The sequence below is a fragment of the Devosia sp. genome (assembly GCF_024707125.1).
Taxonomy (GTDB): Bacteria; Pseudomonadota; Alphaproteobacteria; order Rhizobiales; family Devosiaceae; genus Devosia.
The window spans coordinates 12,793-27,574 of record NZ_JANQAH010000011.1; the positions used below are offsets into that span (position 1 = coordinate 12,793).

At 62.3% G+C, this 14,782-nt stretch carries 16 protein-coding genes; 10 read left to right on the forward strand and 6 right to left on the reverse strand.

Going from position 1 to position 14,782, the window contains the following annotated elements:
• Positions 1 to 74 precede the first annotated feature (74 nt).
• From NVV77_RS15215 to NVV77_RS15245, 7 genes are all read left to right on the forward strand, one after another.
• Complete coding sequence (locus NVV77_RS15215) at positions 75 to 3,410, forward strand: DUF2126 domain-containing protein (protein ID WP_295414722.1); 3,336 nt, start codon at positions 75 to 77, stop codon at positions 3,408 to 3,410.
• Between the two features lie 5 nt (positions 3,411 to 3,415).
• Positions 3,416 to 5,827: a circularly permuted type 2 ATP-grasp protein gene (locus tag NVV77_RS15220; RefSeq protein WP_295414724.1), complete on the forward strand. Its 2,412-nt coding sequence runs from the start codon at positions 3,416 to 3,418 to the stop codon at positions 5,825 to 5,827.
• Between the two features lie 2 nt (positions 5,828 to 5,829).
• Complete coding sequence (locus NVV77_RS15225; RefSeq protein WP_295414726.1) at positions 5,830 to 6,708, forward strand: transglutaminase family protein; 879 nt, start codon at positions 5,830 to 5,832, stop codon at positions 6,706 to 6,708.
• A gap of 114 nt (positions 6,709 to 6,822) precedes the next feature.
• Positions 6,823 to 6,990, forward strand: a complete 168-nt coding sequence (locus NVV77_RS15230) for a hypothetical protein (RefSeq protein ID WP_295414728.1) — start codon at positions 6,823 to 6,825, stop codon at positions 6,988 to 6,990.
• Positions 6,991 to 7,091: 101 nt separating this feature from the next.
• Complete coding sequence (locus NVV77_RS15235; RefSeq protein ID WP_084587687.1) at positions 7,092 to 7,250, forward strand: DUF3309 family protein; 159 nt, start codon at positions 7,092 to 7,094, stop codon at positions 7,248 to 7,250.
• Positions 7,251 to 7,435: 185 nt separating this feature from the next.
• Entirely contained in the window at positions 7,436 to 7,801 is a 366-nt protein-coding gene (locus NVV77_RS15240; RefSeq protein ID WP_295414730.1) for a DNA gyrase subunit B, read from the forward strand.
• Between the two features lie 14 nt (positions 7,802 to 7,815).
• Positions 7,816 to 8,238, forward strand: coding sequence for a hypothetical protein (locus NVV77_RS15245; RefSeq protein WP_295414731.1), 423 nt, complete (start codon positions 7,816 to 7,818; stop codon positions 8,236 to 8,238).
• Positions 8,239 to 8,259: 21 nt separating this feature from the next.
• On the opposite strand, the gene NVV77_RS15250 is transcribed toward NVV77_RS15245, so the two are convergent.
• The 3 genes from NVV77_RS15250 to NVV77_RS15260 all read right to left on the reverse strand — a co-directional run bounded on the left by NVV77_RS15250 (position 8,260) and on the right by NVV77_RS15260 (position 11,446).
• Positions 8,260 to 9,165: a diacylglycerol kinase family protein gene (locus tag NVV77_RS15250; protein ID WP_295414733.1), complete on the reverse strand. Its 906-nt coding sequence runs from the start codon at positions 9,163 to 9,165 to the stop codon at positions 8,260 to 8,262.
• Between the two features lie 5 nt (positions 9,166 to 9,170).
• Positions 9,171 to 10,511 carry a CHASE3 domain-containing protein gene (locus tag NVV77_RS15255; protein WP_295414735.1) on the reverse strand — a complete coding sequence of 447 codons (1,341 nt, stop codon included), beginning with the start codon at positions 10,509 to 10,511 and terminating at the stop codon, positions 9,171 to 9,173.
• A 179-nt stretch (positions 10,512 to 10,690) separates the two neighbouring features.
• Entirely contained in the window at positions 10,691 to 11,446 is a 756-nt protein-coding gene (locus NVV77_RS15260) for a Crp/Fnr family transcriptional regulator (RefSeq protein WP_295414737.1), read from the reverse strand.
• Positions 11,447 to 11,586: 140 nt separating this feature from the next.
• Between NVV77_RS15260 and NVV77_RS15265 the strand changes: the two genes are divergently transcribed.
• A complete protein-coding gene (locus NVV77_RS15265) occupies positions 11,587 to 11,958 on the forward strand; it encodes a hypothetical protein (protein ID WP_295414739.1) in 372 nt (123 codons plus the stop codon).
• Here the strand turns inward: NVV77_RS15265 and NVV77_RS15270 are convergent.
• Together NVV77_RS15270 and NVV77_RS15275 are read right to left on the reverse strand one after the other, a co-directional pair.
• Complete coding sequence (locus NVV77_RS15270; RefSeq protein ID WP_295414741.1) at positions 11,946 to 12,500, reverse strand: RNA polymerase sigma factor; 555 nt, start codon at positions 12,498 to 12,500, stop codon at positions 11,946 to 11,948. The two genes, NVV77_RS15265 and NVV77_RS15270, sit on opposite strands and share 13 nt — an antisense overlap.
• A gap of 4 nt (positions 12,501 to 12,504) precedes the next feature.
• Positions 12,505 to 12,714 carry a NepR family anti-sigma factor gene (locus NVV77_RS15275; RefSeq protein ID WP_295414742.1) on the reverse strand — a complete coding sequence of 70 codons (210 nt, stop codon included), beginning with the start codon at positions 12,712 to 12,714 and terminating at the stop codon, positions 12,505 to 12,507.
• 149 nt (positions 12,715 to 12,863) lie between these two features.
• On the opposite strand from NVV77_RS15275, the gene NVV77_RS15280 reads away from it, so the two are divergent.
• A complete protein-coding gene (locus tag NVV77_RS15280) occupies positions 12,864 to 13,658 on the forward strand; it encodes a response regulator (protein ID WP_295414744.1) in 795 nt (264 codons plus the stop codon).
• A gap of 113 nt (positions 13,659 to 13,771) precedes the next feature.
• A complete protein-coding gene (locus NVV77_RS15285; protein ID WP_295414746.1) occupies positions 13,772 to 13,936 on the forward strand; it encodes a DUF1328 domain-containing protein in 165 nt (54 codons plus the stop codon).
• Between the two features lie 47 nt (positions 13,937 to 13,983).
• On the opposite strand, the gene NVV77_RS15290 is transcribed toward NVV77_RS15285, so the two are convergent.
• Positions 13,984 to 14,778, reverse strand: a complete 795-nt coding sequence (locus tag NVV77_RS15290; protein WP_295414748.1) for a YdcF family protein — start codon at positions 14,776 to 14,778, stop codon at positions 13,984 to 13,986.
• Between the last annotated feature and the right edge of the window lie 4 nt (positions 14,779 to 14,782).

The window sequence follows — 14,782 nt, forward strand, 5'->3', positions numbered from 1 at the left end:
AGCCCCTGAATCACCGCTAAGCTCCTTCTCGGGAAGCTGAATATCTGTGGCCATGGAGCGAGCGACGCGTTCGAATGTCGATCAAAGCCGCAATCTATCACCGGACCCATTACAAGTACGATCGCCCCGTTGTCCTCGGTCCGCAGATCATCCGATTGCAGCCGGCGCCCCATTCCAAGACCAAGGTTTTGAGCCATTCCTTGCGTGTCGCGCCGGATCTGCACTTCGTCAACACCCAGCAGGACCCATACGGTAACTTCCTGACTCGCTTCGTCTTTCCGGAGCCGGTTACCGAGCTGAAGATCGAAGTCGACCTCATCGCCGACATGACGGTCTACAACCCCTTCGACTTTTTCGTCGAGGAATCGGCCGAGACCTGGCCCTTCGAATATCCCGAAGATATCCGCGCCGACCTCTCGATTTACCGCGTCCCGGAAAAACTTACTCCCGCCCTGCAAACCTTCCTCGATACTATCGACCGGCGCCCGCGCAACACCGTGACCTTCGTCACCGAGCTCAACGCGACCCTTCAGCAGAAGATCAACTACATCGTCCGCATGGAGCCCGGCGTCTGGGCGCCCGAGGAAACCTTGACCAATGGTCAAGGTTCGTGCCGCGACTCGAGCTGGCTTCTCGTTAACATATTGAGAAACCTAGGCTTTGCGGCGCGTTTCGTTTCCGGCTACCTGATCCAGCTCAAGCCAGACCTCGTCTCACTCGACGGTCCCGCGGGCACCGACCACGATTTCACCGACCTCCACGCCTGGTGCGAAGTCTACCTCCCCGGCGCCGGCTGGGTCGGCCTCGACCCCACCTCCGGCCTCCTCACCGGCGAAAGCCACGTCCCCCTCGCCGCCACCCCGCATTACCGCAACGCCGCCCCGATTTCCGGCCTCGCCTCCTATGCCGAAGTCGATTTCAACTTCGACATGAAGGTCACACGAGTCGCCGAACATCCGCGCATCACCAAACCCTTCTCGGACGAAAGCTGGAACCGCCTCAACAACTTAGGCCACGAAGTGGATTCTATTCTGAAGGCTGAAGACGTCCGCCTGACCATGGGTGGCGAACCCACTTTCGTCTCCGTCGACGACTTCGAAGCCGACGAATGGAACGCCGGTGCCGTCGGCCCCACCAAGCGCCGCCTCGCCGACGACCTCATCCGCCGCCTCCGCTCCCGCTTCGCCCCCCAAGGCATGCTCCACTACGGCCAGGGCAAGTGGTATCCCGGCGAAACCCTGCCCCGCTGGACTTTCTCCCTCTACTGGCGCCTCGACGGCAAGCCAGTCTGGAAAGACGAAAAACTCATTGCCCGCGAAGGGGTTAAGACCACCGCCACCCACGAAGACGCCCGCAAATTCCTCGAGTCCTTCGCTCGCAATCTCGGCCTGACCGGCGAAACCATCGACGAAGCCTATGAAGACCCTGGCGAGTGGCTCCTCAAGGAAGCCAGGCTCCCAGCCAATGTCGACCCCGCCAATTCCGAACTCGCCGACCCCGAAGCCCGCTCGCGCATCGCCCGCGTCTTCGAACGCGGCCTGACGAGCCCCACCGGCTATGTCCTCCCGGTTCAGCGCTGGAACGCTGCGGCTTCAAGCCCCTGGCTGACCGAAAAATGGAAGACACGGCGCGGCAAACTCTTCCTCGCCCCCGGCGACAGCCCAGCCGGCTACCGCCTTCCGCTGGCATCGCTAAAGCACCTCAAGCCGACAGCCTATCCCCATGTGGTGCCCCTCGATCCCGGAGCGCCTCGCGCCGCGCTGCCTGATCCGGAAGAGCTGCTTTTCCGCGAGAAGGCAGACGCACGCCAACAGGCAGCCTCCTCTTTCACGGCGTCGAGCGAACAGCAGGATCGCACCGAACAGGTCATCAGCGAGATCGAAGGGGAAGTGCGCACTGCCGTCACCGCCGAGATTCGCGATCACCGCCTCTGCATCTTCCTGCCCCCTGTCGAGCGCCTCGAAGACTATCTCGAACTCGTGGCGGCTACCGAGGCGGCGGCGAAGGAAATCGGCCAGCCCGTCCACCTCGAAGGTTACGGCCCACCGCACGATTCCCGCCTGAACGTCATCCGCGTTGCCCCCGATCCGGGTGTCATTGAGGTCAATATTCACCCGGCTTCCAACTGGGACGACTGCGTCACGACCACCGCGGCCATCTACGAAGAAGCCCGCCAAAGCCGGCTCGGCGCCGACAAGTTCATGCTCGACGGCAAGCACACCGGCACTGGCGGCGGCAACCACGTCGTCGTCGGTGGCGCCACGCCGAACGACAGCCCCTTCCTGCGCCGCCCGGACCTGCTGAAGTCGCTGATCCTTCACTGGCAGCGCCATCCATCGATGAGCTACCTGTTCTCCGGCCTCTTCATAGGCCCCACGAGCCAGGCCCCGCGCTTCGACGAGGCCCGTCACGACAGCCTCTACGAACTCGAAATCGCCATGGCACAGGTCTATGCGCCCGGCCAAGGCGCGCCGCCTTTGCCCTGGCTCGTCGACCGCCTCTTCCGCAATCTTCTCACCGACGTCACCGGCAACACCCACCGCTCGGAAATCTGCATCGACAAGCTCTACTCGCCCGACGGCCCTACTGGCCGGCTCGGCCTTGTCGAATTCCGCGGCTTCGAAATGCCGCCCAACGCCCACATGAGCCTCGCCCAGCAATTGCTCGTCCGCGCACTCATCGCCCGGTATTGGCGCGGGCCGGCACAAGGCGACCTCGTCCGCTGGGGCACGACGCTCCATGATCGCTTCATGCTGCCCCACTTCGTCTGGCAGGACTTCTTGGGTGTGCTCGCCGATCTCGACCGCGCCGGCTTTTCCTTCGACCCCGCCTGGTTCGCAGCCCAACTCGAATTCCGCTTCCCCTTCTGCGGCGAAGTCGAGGTGGAAGGCGTCAAACTCGAACTGCGCCAAGCGCTTGAACCCTGGCACGTCATGGGTGAGGAAGGCGCCATCGGCGGAACCGTGCGCTTTGTCGACAGCTCCGTCGAACGTCTGCAGGTCAAGCTGACCGCGCCAAATCCGGACCGCTACACGGTCACCTGCAACCAGCGTCCCGCCCCGCTCGCCGCCACGGGCACAGCCGGCACGTCCATCGCCGGCGTGCGCTTCAAGGCCTGGCAGCCGGCCTCTGGCATGCACCCGGTCATGCCCGTGCACGCCCCGCTGGTCTTCGATATCTACGACAAATGGACCGGCCGCCCGATCGGCGGCTGCACCTATCACGTCGCCCATCCGGGCGGCCGCAACTACGAGACTTTCCCCGTCAACGGCAACGAGGCAGAGGCACGGCGCCTTGCGCGTTTCGTGCCGCACAACTATACGCCCGGCACCTATCCTTACCGCCCGGAGCGGCCAGCGGACGAATTTCCGCTGACGCTTGACCTCCGGCGACCGCCCCGGTTCACCTGAACACCATGATCAAGCGGAACTCCGAATCCCGCAGCGCCCCTCCAGAAGGTCCGAGCATCATCTCGGACTATCACCTGCTGCCGGGCGTCCCCGACGAGATGATCGACCCCAACGGCGCCCTGCGCCCAGGCTGGGATCGCCTCATGTCTGCTTTCGATGCGCTGGGCTCGACCGAACTCGCCGCCCGCTTCGAGCGCGCCGATCAATATCTGCGCGATGCCGGCGTCTTCTATCGCAAGTATGACGGCGCCGAGGGCAAGGAGCGCGCCTGGCCGCTCGCCCATATCCCGCTGCTGATCGACGAAGCCGAATGGCTGACCATTTCCAAGGGGCTCGTGCAGCGCGCCGAACTGCTGGAAAACATCGTCGGCGACATTTACGGCGACAACCGCCTAGTCCAGGAAGGCCTCCTGCCGCCCGAACTGGTCGCGCAAAACAACGAATTCCTGCGCCCCCTCGTCGGCGTCAAACCCGCCAGCGGCCACTTCCTGCATTTCTGCGCCTTCGAGCTCGGCCGCGGCCCCGATGGCGCCTGGTGGGTGCTGGGCGATCGCATGCAGGCGCCCTCCGGCGCCGGCTTCGCGCTCGAAAACCGCGTCGCCACCACGCGCGCGCTTTCCGATGTCTATGGCGAGATGAATATCCATCGCCTAGCCGGCTTTTTCCGGGATTTCCGCGATCACCTCTTCGTCCAGGCCAAGCGCGACGGTGGTCGTGTCGGCATCCTCACACCCGGCCAGCTCAACGAAACCTACTTCGAACACGCGTATATCGCCCGCTATCTCGGCCTCATGCTGCTCGAAGGCGAGGACCTTGTCGTAGAGGACGGTCAGGTCATGGTGCGCACCGTGGCGGGGCTAAAACCCGTCAGCGTCCTCTGGCGCCGCATGGACGCCAGCTTTGTCGACCCGCTCGAACTGCGCTACGACAGCCGCATCGGCACCCCCGGCATGGTCGAGGCCGTCCGTTCTGGTTCCATCTCCATGATCAATGCCCTTGGCACCGGCATTCTCGAAACCCGCGCCCTTGCCGCCTTCATGCCGCGGCTCTGCAAGCACTTGCTCGGCACCGGCCTCGAACTGCCCGAGATCGCCACCTGGTGGTGCGGCCAGGCCGCCGAACGCGAATATGTTCTCGACAATTTCGACGACCTGATGATCGGGCCGGCTTTCGCTACCACCCTGCCCTTCGACGATCTGCGCGGCACCGCACTTGGCGCCAGCATGACCCCAGCCCAAAAGTCCCAGCTTAGGGATCGCATCGCCACCCACGGCCGCGACTATGTCGGCCAGGAGCCCGTGCGCCTCTCGACCGCCCCGGTCTATTACGAAGGCAAACTCGAACCGCGGCCAATCACCCTGCGCGTCTTTGCGGCACGCACCGAGAGCGGCTGGAGCATCATGCCCGGCGGTTTCGCCCGCGTCGGCTCGACGCCTGATACCACCGCCCTCGCCATGCAGCGCGGCGGCCAGGCAGCCGACGTCTGGGTGGTGTCGTCCACCCCGGTCGAACAGGTTTCGCTGCTGCCGCAGGAAGGCGACCGCCTTGTTCGCAATTCGCCCGGCAGCCTGCCGAGCCGCGCCGCCGACAATCTCATCTGGCTCGGTCGCTATGCCGAGCGCTGCGAAGCGACGGTCCGCATCCTGCGCGCCTATAACGCGCGCCTCGCCGAACTATCAAAGCCTGATCTGCCAATCCTCACCCATTGCGCAGAATTCCTCGAAAGCATCGATGTCGATGTAACCGAGGCCATGCCGCAGGGCCTGTTGATGTCGATCGACAGCGCCGTTCATAGCGCTGGCCAGATCCGCGATCGCTTCTCGCCCGACGGTTGGCTGGCGCTCAACGACCTGCAAAAGACCGCACAGCGCTTTGCGACGCGTATCGGCACCGGCGACGACGCCACTCGCGCCATGACCGTGCTGCTGCGCAAGCTCGCCGGTTTCTCCGGCCTCGTGCACGAAAACATGTACCGCTTTGCCGGCTGGCGCTTCCTCGAAATCGGCCGCCGCCTTGAACGCGCCATCCAGATCGCCCGCATCACCGGCTGGTTGACCGGCGACGATGCTCCCGACGGTTCGCTCGAAATGCTGCTTGAAATCGGCGACAGCGTCATGTCGCACCGCCGCCGCTATTCGGTGACGGCGGGAACGCAGAGCGCCATCGATCTGCTGGTCCTCGACCCGCTCAACCCGCGCTCGGTCCTCTTCCAGCTTACTGAACTGCGCGCCCAGCTCGAAACCTTGCCGGGTGGCATCCGCGATGGCCAACTCTCCAGCGTCGCCAAAGCCGCCCTGAAATTGCAAACGCGCCTCATCACCGCCGAGCCGGAATCCATGACGCCGGACAAGCTCGACGAAATCTCCCGAGAGATCGGCCTCCTCGCCAGTCTCATCGCTGCGCACTATTTTACCTGACCATGCTCTACGATGTTCGCCTGACCCTGACCTACGACTATGACGCGCCCGTTCACGGCGGGCGCCACCATATTCGCGTCGCCCCAACGACAGTGCCGAATGTTCAGAGGGTCATTGCCTCGTCCCTTTCGTTCTCGCCGAAGCCGCATCGTCTGACCAGTTTCGTCGACTTCTTCGGCAATACGGTCAGCGACGTCACTTTCGTCGAGCCACACGAAAAGCTCGAAGTGCGGTTGACCGCACGGGTGCAGGTGGACGACCTTGCCCATCCTGCGGACCTCTCCGCCTCGCTTGACCAGCTTGGCCTTGAAGTCGCGCGCTATTGGTCGGTTGAAGCCGATAGTCCGCAGCATTTCCTCGCCGCCTCGCCGCGCGTGCAGATCGTGCCCGCGATCACCGAATATGCCGAGAGCGAGACTGCGGAGGCCGAAACCGTCCTCGCCAAGGCGATGGCGCTCTGCCTCGCCATCCACAAGGATTTTGAATACGACCCCAAGGCCACAGACGTCGAAACCAAGCCCGCCGAGGCCTTCTCGCTGAAGAAGGGCGTCTGCCAGGACTTTGCCCACGTCATGATCGCCGGCCTGCGCGGCATGGGCATTCCGGCTGGCTATGTCTCCGGCTTTCTCCGCACCATCCCGCCCGCTGGTCAGGCGCGGCTCGAAGGGGCCGACGCCATGCACGCCTGGGTGCGCGTCTGGTGTGGCGCCCACACCGGCTGGATCGAATTCGACCCCACCAATGCCATGATTGCCGGCGGCGACCATATCTCCATCGGCCACGGTCGCGACTATGCCGATATCTCGCCGATCGTCGGCGTGCTGCGCACGCACGGCTCGCACGAAACACGCCAGTCCGTAGACGTCATCAAGGTCGAATAGCGGCTCGCTCGCGCCGCTGGAACCAAATCTGCACCTCGCCGTTTGTCTGTCATGCCGCCCGCGACGGGCAATTTGACTGAGAACTCCGCCACTTGCGGAGTGTTGGAGGCACAGATGACCCAGGCTGAAATCAGGGCCCTCGAGCATGCAAGCCGCTCTACCGCTGTGTGGTCGAACGAAGTCTACGACAGTTCCCCGCATTTCGGCGAAGTCGTTCGCGCACTGCTGCCAGCAGCGCTGATCCTGGCGACGGCCACCGCGCTGCTTGTTGCCCTGCTCTAGTCGCTTTCTCTCGCGCCGACTGACCGCAAAAGACAACAACAATCGGCTCACCTCGGAAGACCGAGGCATCAGGGCCGGGATACAGAAGTCGAGGTAGCTCCATGACGCTCGGTACAATTCTCATCATCATCCTCATCCTGCTGCTGATCGGTGCCTTGCCGAGCTGGGGTTACTCCCGCGGCTTCGGCTATTTCCCGTCTGGCATTCTGGGCGTTGTACTCATCGTGGTGCTGATCCTGGTCCTCATGGGACGGGTCTAGCATCACCGCAATAAAGGCACGCGCTCCAGGCGTTCCGTGCCCTCGCGAACCGGCAGACGCCCCCCTTTCGGTTCGCCCCTCGCCCCGATGCACCTCGTGCGTCGGGGCTTTCTTTTTCATCGGCGATTGCGGCGGAACCGGCTGCCGCGTCAGGCGTTTTCCGTTCACCAAACAGGAGTGTACCCATGGCTTCGACGACTGATATGGCGCCCACCACAACCCGCAAGAGCAGCAATGCAGGTTCCCGCAGGCCGGCGGCCAAGACGCGCGAGCAGGAGCTTGAGGCCCAGGTCGCCCAGCTCCAGTCCGATCTCAAGTCCATCACCGAGACCCTTCGCAAACTGACGGGCGAGAAAGCCGGCGAGGTCCGCGATATCGCCGAGGCCGAGCTTCGCCACCTCAAGAAGCGCGGCCAGCACATGGTGGAAGAAGCGCAGGATCAGGCTGGCGAATACGAACAGCAGCTCAAGGACACGATCCGGGAAAAACCTCTGACGGCGGTCGCCACCGCTCTCGGGATCGGTTTTGTGCTGGCCCTGCTGACGCGCTGATGCTTGGCCTGTTGATGCCTCTTGCAGGACTCCTCGGCCTTGAGGTCGAGGGGCTCAGCCAACGCGTAAAGGGTCTGGCGATCGTCTATGCGCTGATCCTCGTCTGCGTGGTGATCGGCCTCGGCTTCCTCATCGCCGCGGGCTACATCGCGCTCAGCGACCTCGTAGGCCCGTTGACGGCCACGCTGATCCTCGCTGGCAGCTTCCTCGCCGTTGCGCTGCTCGTTTACATCGGGCTTGCCATCAGCGAGAGCAATCGCCGCAAGCGTCTGGCCGAGCGCAGGCGTTCCAGTGACGCCGGGGCTTTCCTCACGACAGCGGCCTTGACCGCCCTGCCGCTGCTTACGCGTTCGCCCATGCTCGTGAAGCTGGGCATTCCGGCGGCTGCCCTGGCGGCTCTGGTTCTGCTCCGGGACAAGGATACCCCTGACTCGTGACGGTTCGCCGCCACGAGTCTTTTACACGTCTTTCGCTGGAAAGATGACTGACAGCGCCTGCGGCAGGATGGTGAGCTCGACATCGCGTTCGAGCTCGATCAATTCCCCGTCGATCACGGCATGAACCTCCCGCTTCCGCTTGGGGAAGTGGAGGATCAGGTTCTCGCTTTCGAGTTCCGTCACCTGCGGATTGGCGCGCCAGCGACCAACCAGCACGTCGATGACGAGGCTGATGAGTTCACCCGTCGTCACCGTACCGGCGAAATAGATGCCCAGCCGACCGGTATCGAGGCGTTGCGCCACCGGCACCGGTCCATCGTCGAGCGGATTGTTGGAGACCGCAATCCCGGACACAATCCGCTTCTGACGGCCTGAATCATCTTCAAATTCAACTTCGAAGCGAGGCGGGTTGAGCGCCGCCGCCGCAATGGCGCGCAGGCTGGCCAGCATTTTGCCCACCCGGCTGCTATAGGCCATTCCGTTACGGATCCGCACCAGGCGCGCGTGAATACCCACACCGAACTGGTGCACGAAGGGCTGGTTGTTGGCCGTCGCCAGGTCAACCTGGCCCACAGTTCCCTTTGCCACCGCGTGAAGCGCCTTGCGAATATCGGACGGAACGCCGAGGGCGCGGGCAAAGAGGTTCATCGTACCGGCGGGCAATATGCCGAGCACCTTGCCGGTGCGATGCGCGATCGCGGCCGCCGAGGAAATGGTGCCATCGCCGCCGGCGGCAATCATGGCCTCAATATCGGGGTCGACGGAAAATTTCTCGATTGTTGCAAGGACTTCGCTTCCGCTCACAACGTGACACTGCAACTCATGCCCGGCTTCGGCGAAGACGGCCACGGCTTCAGCACAGAATGCATCGAGATCCATGGTTCGCAAGGTGCCGCTATCGCTATTGAAGATCGCGGCAACGCGCATGTGGATCACTCCATGGCCGACTGGCTGGGTGGAGCCGGCGTTCTATCGAGCGCCGGCAGGGAGACAGAAATGGTGACGCCTTCACCCGGAACACTCACATAGACGGGTTCGCCGCCAAATTGGCCCGAGAGCTGCCGGATGATGACGGAACCAAGCCCGCCCTCCTCCTGCCCTTCCGGCAGACCCACGCCATTGTCCGAGACTTTGAGCGTTGGCACCCCCGCTTCATCGCGGAACAGCGCCACTTCGACACGGCCATGGCGACCATCGGGAAAACCATGTTTCAGCGCATTGGTCACGAACTCGCCAACCAGAATGCCGAGCGTCGTCGCATCCCGCGCGCTGACTTCGATACTCTCGATCTTGCCCTCGATGGCAATGCGCCCTGAATCGGTCTGGGTCATCGCAATGTCTTCAAGGACCGCGCTCAGAAACTCCTCGGCGCTGGCCGATTCCATATCATCGCCAAGACGCAGGCGACGATGCGCCGAAGCAATGGCATGCACACGGAGCCGCGCCGCTTCCAGGGCCGTACGCACCTCCGCCGATCGGGTGCGCATGAGCTGCAGCGCCAGGAGCGACGAAACCGTCGCCAGGGAATTGCCGATCCGGTGGCTGGTGTCCTGCAAGAGCGCCTCGACGCGCTGCCGTTCGCGCTCGGCATGGGCCCGCGCCTCTTCGATAGCGCGTGTACGCTCGACAATCTCGGCTTCCAGCGCTTCATTCTGGTTGATGAGGCCACGATGACGCTGGGCCATGGCGCTAACCTGCTTTTGCGTGCGGGCCATCAGGGCATAGGCAAGACAAACGGCCGCTGCGAGCGCCGCGATAATCGTCCCCACGAGCCAGATGCGGGAGCGATCAATCCCCTCGTTGCGCAGCGCGAGCTTCTGGTTTTCTTCGGCGATAAAGGCTTCGAGCGTATCGCGAACTTCGCTCATCAGGCGAACGCCCATGCCTGTCTCGATCAGGCTTTGCGCTTCTTCCTGCCGCGCCGTGGCGACCAGTTCCACAGTGCGCGCCATTTCGGCCATCTTGCCGGCAATGTCCCCGGTAATCGAACGCACACGTTCTGCCTGGGCCGCATCATCGGCCGTCATTTCCAGCAGCGCCTTCACATAAGCATCCACGTGCGCCGCGGCGGCATGATAGGGCTCAAGCAGTTGCGCATCGCGCGTCAGCATGTAGCCGCGCTGGCTGGCCTCGGCCTGGCTCATGACATTGACGAGTTCCCTTGCGGTATCGCGCACCGCATAGGTATCGGTGATATCGCGAAGCTGCCGATCCATGCCCTGCATGAGCAGCAGCGACACCACTGCTGCGAGGCAAACAAGAACAAGCGACACCCATATGGCGATGCGTCTTGCCGTTCGCCGACCTAAAACTGGCGTCTGTACGCCCGCCACTCGCTGTGCCACCACACTCATCCACACCGTCTCTTTCCGACCCCTGCCAAAAGCCCGACGGCCCCTTATGGTATGTCTTCCGCTTGCCATGCTGCAATGGCAGCAATGAGGCCTGCGGCCTATATCAGCGGGCGCTTCCGCTCCCTAGGTTTCTCCCAGTCCGCAAGCTCACGCAGCCCTTCGGCATCGACGATCTCGCAGCTGCGGTCGAGCCATTGAATGAGGCCCTTTTCCGCCAGCTTGCGAAGCGTCTTGTTGGTATGCACGATCGACAAGCCCAACGTATCCGCCACGTGCTGCTGCGTGACCGGAATGTGCAGGAGCTTGTCGGAGATCTTCCCCAGCCCCTCGGCCCGGCTATGAAGAAAGGCGAGGAGATAGGCTGCCCGCTCCAGCGCCGTTCGCCGTCCAAGGCTCAAGAGGTGTTCGTCCAGCATCCGCTCCTCCTGAGCCGCGATCCAGGTCACATCAAAGCCGAGCCCTGGATGTCCCTCGAATAGGCTGTCGAGCTTGTCGCGCTGGAAGACGCAGAGAACCATTGTGGTGAGCGCTTCCACCGAATGCTCCATCTCACCCATGATCGACCCCTGCAACCCCAGCAGATCGCCCGGCAGCAGATAGTTCAGAATCTGCCGTCGACCATCCGGCAGGGTTTTGAAGCGAAAGGCCCAGCCCGACAGCACCGTGTAGAGGTGGGGGCTGTGGGTGCCTTCGGACAGAATGGTGGAGCCCGCTTCCGCTACGAGCTCACCCCGCTTGAAGGATGAAACGAAGCGCAATTCCGGGTCGGTGAAATCACGAAAACCGGAAAGGCCTCGCAGCGGACATTGCTCGCACGGCACACGACGGCCAGTGCTGGGAAGAACGAGGCTCAATGGGAGGTACCGGGAGGTTCATGGGCGGGTTGGCAACTTAACGTGCAACCGCCAAACCCGTTCCACCACATGTCTTTTTTAAATGACACCCTGCCCCATGAAAGCTCAAAAGCGCCCGTACCTTACGATGGACAGCCGACATGCTTTCTGGCCGAACGGTTCTGATCGTCGAGGCTCAATACCTCATCGCTATGGACCTGCAAAATACCCTGGACGACCTTGCCGCCGGCAAAGTCATTATCGCCCAGGATCCCGTTCATGCCCGAGAACTCGCCCCGGACTGGAGCGATTGTGGCCTCGCAATAGTCGAGGTCGAACGGGAGCTGCCCGAGCACATCGCGCTCATCGGCGAGCTGCTGCGCGAAGGTGTTCCGGTCATCGGGCTGACCGCCGATTCCGAGCTTGAGAAGCACTTGAACTGGCTTTCCGGCACCCCGATCCTGCTCAAGCCTGCTCCGTCCGAGCGCATGCTCGCCCTGATCTCGGACCTTCTTGGTCCTCAGAAGGAGTGATTGGTCGTCGTCACCTGCGTCGACAGGGCATCCGGACCATAGTCGGACTCGCCGCTGACCTTGAGCATTTCCTGAAGGCGTGAACGCGCGCGGCTGACGCGGCTCTTCATCGTCCCGACAGCGCAATCGCAAATCTCGGCCGCTTCTTCGTAGGAGAAGCCCGAAGCGCCGATAAGAATGATGGCTTCGCGTTGATCATCCGGCAGTTCCGCCAGAGCCTTCTTGAAGTCCTCAAGATCCATCGCGCCATATTGTGAGGGGTGCACGGAAAGGCGTTCGGTGAAAGCACCGTCGCTATCCTGCACTTCGCGGCCACGCTTGCGCATCTGGCTGTAGAACTCATTGCGCAGAATGGTGAAGAGCCACGCCTTGATATTGGTGCCCATTTCGAAGCTCGATTGCTTCGCCCAGGCTTTCATGACGGTGTCCTGCACAAGGTCATCTGCCTTGTCGTGCTTGCCTGTCAGCGAGACGGCGAAAGCACGCAGGCTCGGAAGTGTGGACAGCATTTCGCGCTTGAACGACGGGGTTTCGGTCGCCATGCACTCACTCTCCACCCTGCGATGACTGCTTGGTCTGGGTCCGCTCTGCATTGTCGAGCTTTTCCAGTAGATCGAGGAGCTGGTCTGGAACCCCCTCCTCCTGCACGGCCCCGTAAAGGGCCCGCAACCGCGAACCAATATCCGATGTTGGCCCCAGTCCGTCATCCGGCTGAAGCCGCACGCGTTGTTGGTTCACAATGTTATCCTTCGTCATACCCTAACTCTGGCTTCCCGGGGCTTGCCGCTACCGATGAGAAAGTCCGTTCGCTAAAAATAGTTCCAAAGGCATCGGAACTTTTCTTTCTCCCCGCGATTTAGTCATCTCGTGAAGTCACGGTCTCAAGCGTCACTGGAGTTTCCTACATGTCATTGTCCACGCGGATCGCGCCGCACCTGCCTTACCTCCGGCGTTTTTCCCGGGCGGTTACAGGGTCGCAGACGTCTGGCGACGCCTATGTCGCAGCCACGCTGGAAGCACTGATCTCAGACATTTCCCTCTTCCCGGAGGCATCGAGCGATCGGATTGCGCTGTACAAGCTGTTTTCCGCGCTGTTCACGTCGTCTTCCGTCGATATTCCCGCGCCCACTTCCAGCTTTGCCTGGGAGCAGCGCGCCGCGAGGAACCTCGCCAACCTATCGCCCCGCCCGCGCCAGTCCTTCCTGCTCGTTGCAGTCGAAGGTTTTACGCATAGCCAGGCAGCCGAAGTGCTCGACGTCAGCGATGAAGAGTTCGCCAGGTTCCTCGATGAAGCCTCGCACGAAATCTCGCGACAGGTAGCCACCGAGATCATGATCATCGAGGACGAGCCGCTGATTGCGATGGACATCGAGCAGATGGTGGAGAGCCTCGGCCACAAGGTGGTGAGCATCGCCCGCACCCATGCCGAAGCGATCAAGCTGTTCAACCAGACCAAGCCACGCATGATCCTGGCCGATATCCAGCTGGCCGATGGCAGCTCGGGTATCGATGCCGTCAACGACATCCTCAACACCCATTCGGTGCCGGTGATCTTCATCACGGCCTTCCCCGAGCGCCTCCTGACAGGCGAACGTCCCGAGCCCACCTTCCTCGTGACGAAGCCGTTCAATCCCGATATGGTCAAGGCGCTGATCAGCCAGGCGCTGTTCTTCGAAGATGGATCTCGCGCCGCGGCGTAAGTCCTCCTCCCATGCAAAACTCAAAAGCCGGCTATGCCGGCTTTTTTGTTGGCCTCAGGAACTTGCCAAGTCCCCCAACGTTTACTTGGCAAGACAACGCCATGGAGGCACCCATGCTCTATTATGCCCTCGTCTTTCTCGTTATCGCCCTGATCGCTGGCGTCCTCGGTTTCGGTGGTATTGCTGGCGCCTCTGCCGGCATCGCGCAGATTCTGTTCTTCCTGTTCCTCGCGTTCCTCGTGGTTTCGCTGCTCATCGGCCTCTTCCGCCGGACCTAGAAATCAGGAAGCTCAAACAAAAAAAGGCGGCCCATCGGCCGCCTTTTTTATGGTCCGGGGAAGAGTTCGCTCGTCTTGCCCGTCCAGTAGTAGATCAAGAGCCCAACCCACTCCTTGATCCCGGCCGTGCTCACATTGACGTTTTGTACCAGGTTGGCGATGTCGAAGCCGAAGCCCTGCGGCCCCGGCGTGCGATAGTCAGTCGGCCATGGAATGACCGAAAGTCCCGCTTTCTCGAAAATCCCCACGGATCGCGGCATATGAAATGCCGATGTGACGAGAACGATGGTTCCGTTACCACTCTCGCCCAGTAGATCCTTGGTATTGGCGACATTCTCGTCGGTATTGCGCGACTCCCCCTCGAGCACCAATCGATCCCGCGCAATGCCGAAGGCGAGGAAGAAGCGCTCGGCGGTAGTCGCCTCCGTCTCTCCTTCGTCCGTCAGGGCCCCGCTGCCACCACTGATAAATATCTTTGCGGATGGATAGGTTTGGGCCAGCCAGAGCGTGGTCGTCAGCCGGTCGCCGGCATCGTTAAGTTCCGCAATCTGCCTGGCCGAGCTGGGCCGTTCCAGCGTCGCACCACCCAGCATGATGATGGCGTCGACCACCGGCGGCGGGGGCGCAGGGACCGCGAAACGGTCCTCCAATGGCTGCATGATCAGATATCCCAGATTGGTGAAGCTCACCGTTCCGTGGATCAACACGCCAAGCACAAGTGCCGTCGCCGCCAGCCGCTTCTTGCCCCAAAACAGCGCCACCACGGCACCCAGCATCAGCAAAAAGACCACGCTGAGGGGCTGAGCGAGCAACCAGAAGATCTTTGACGCCAGAAAGAACATGCAC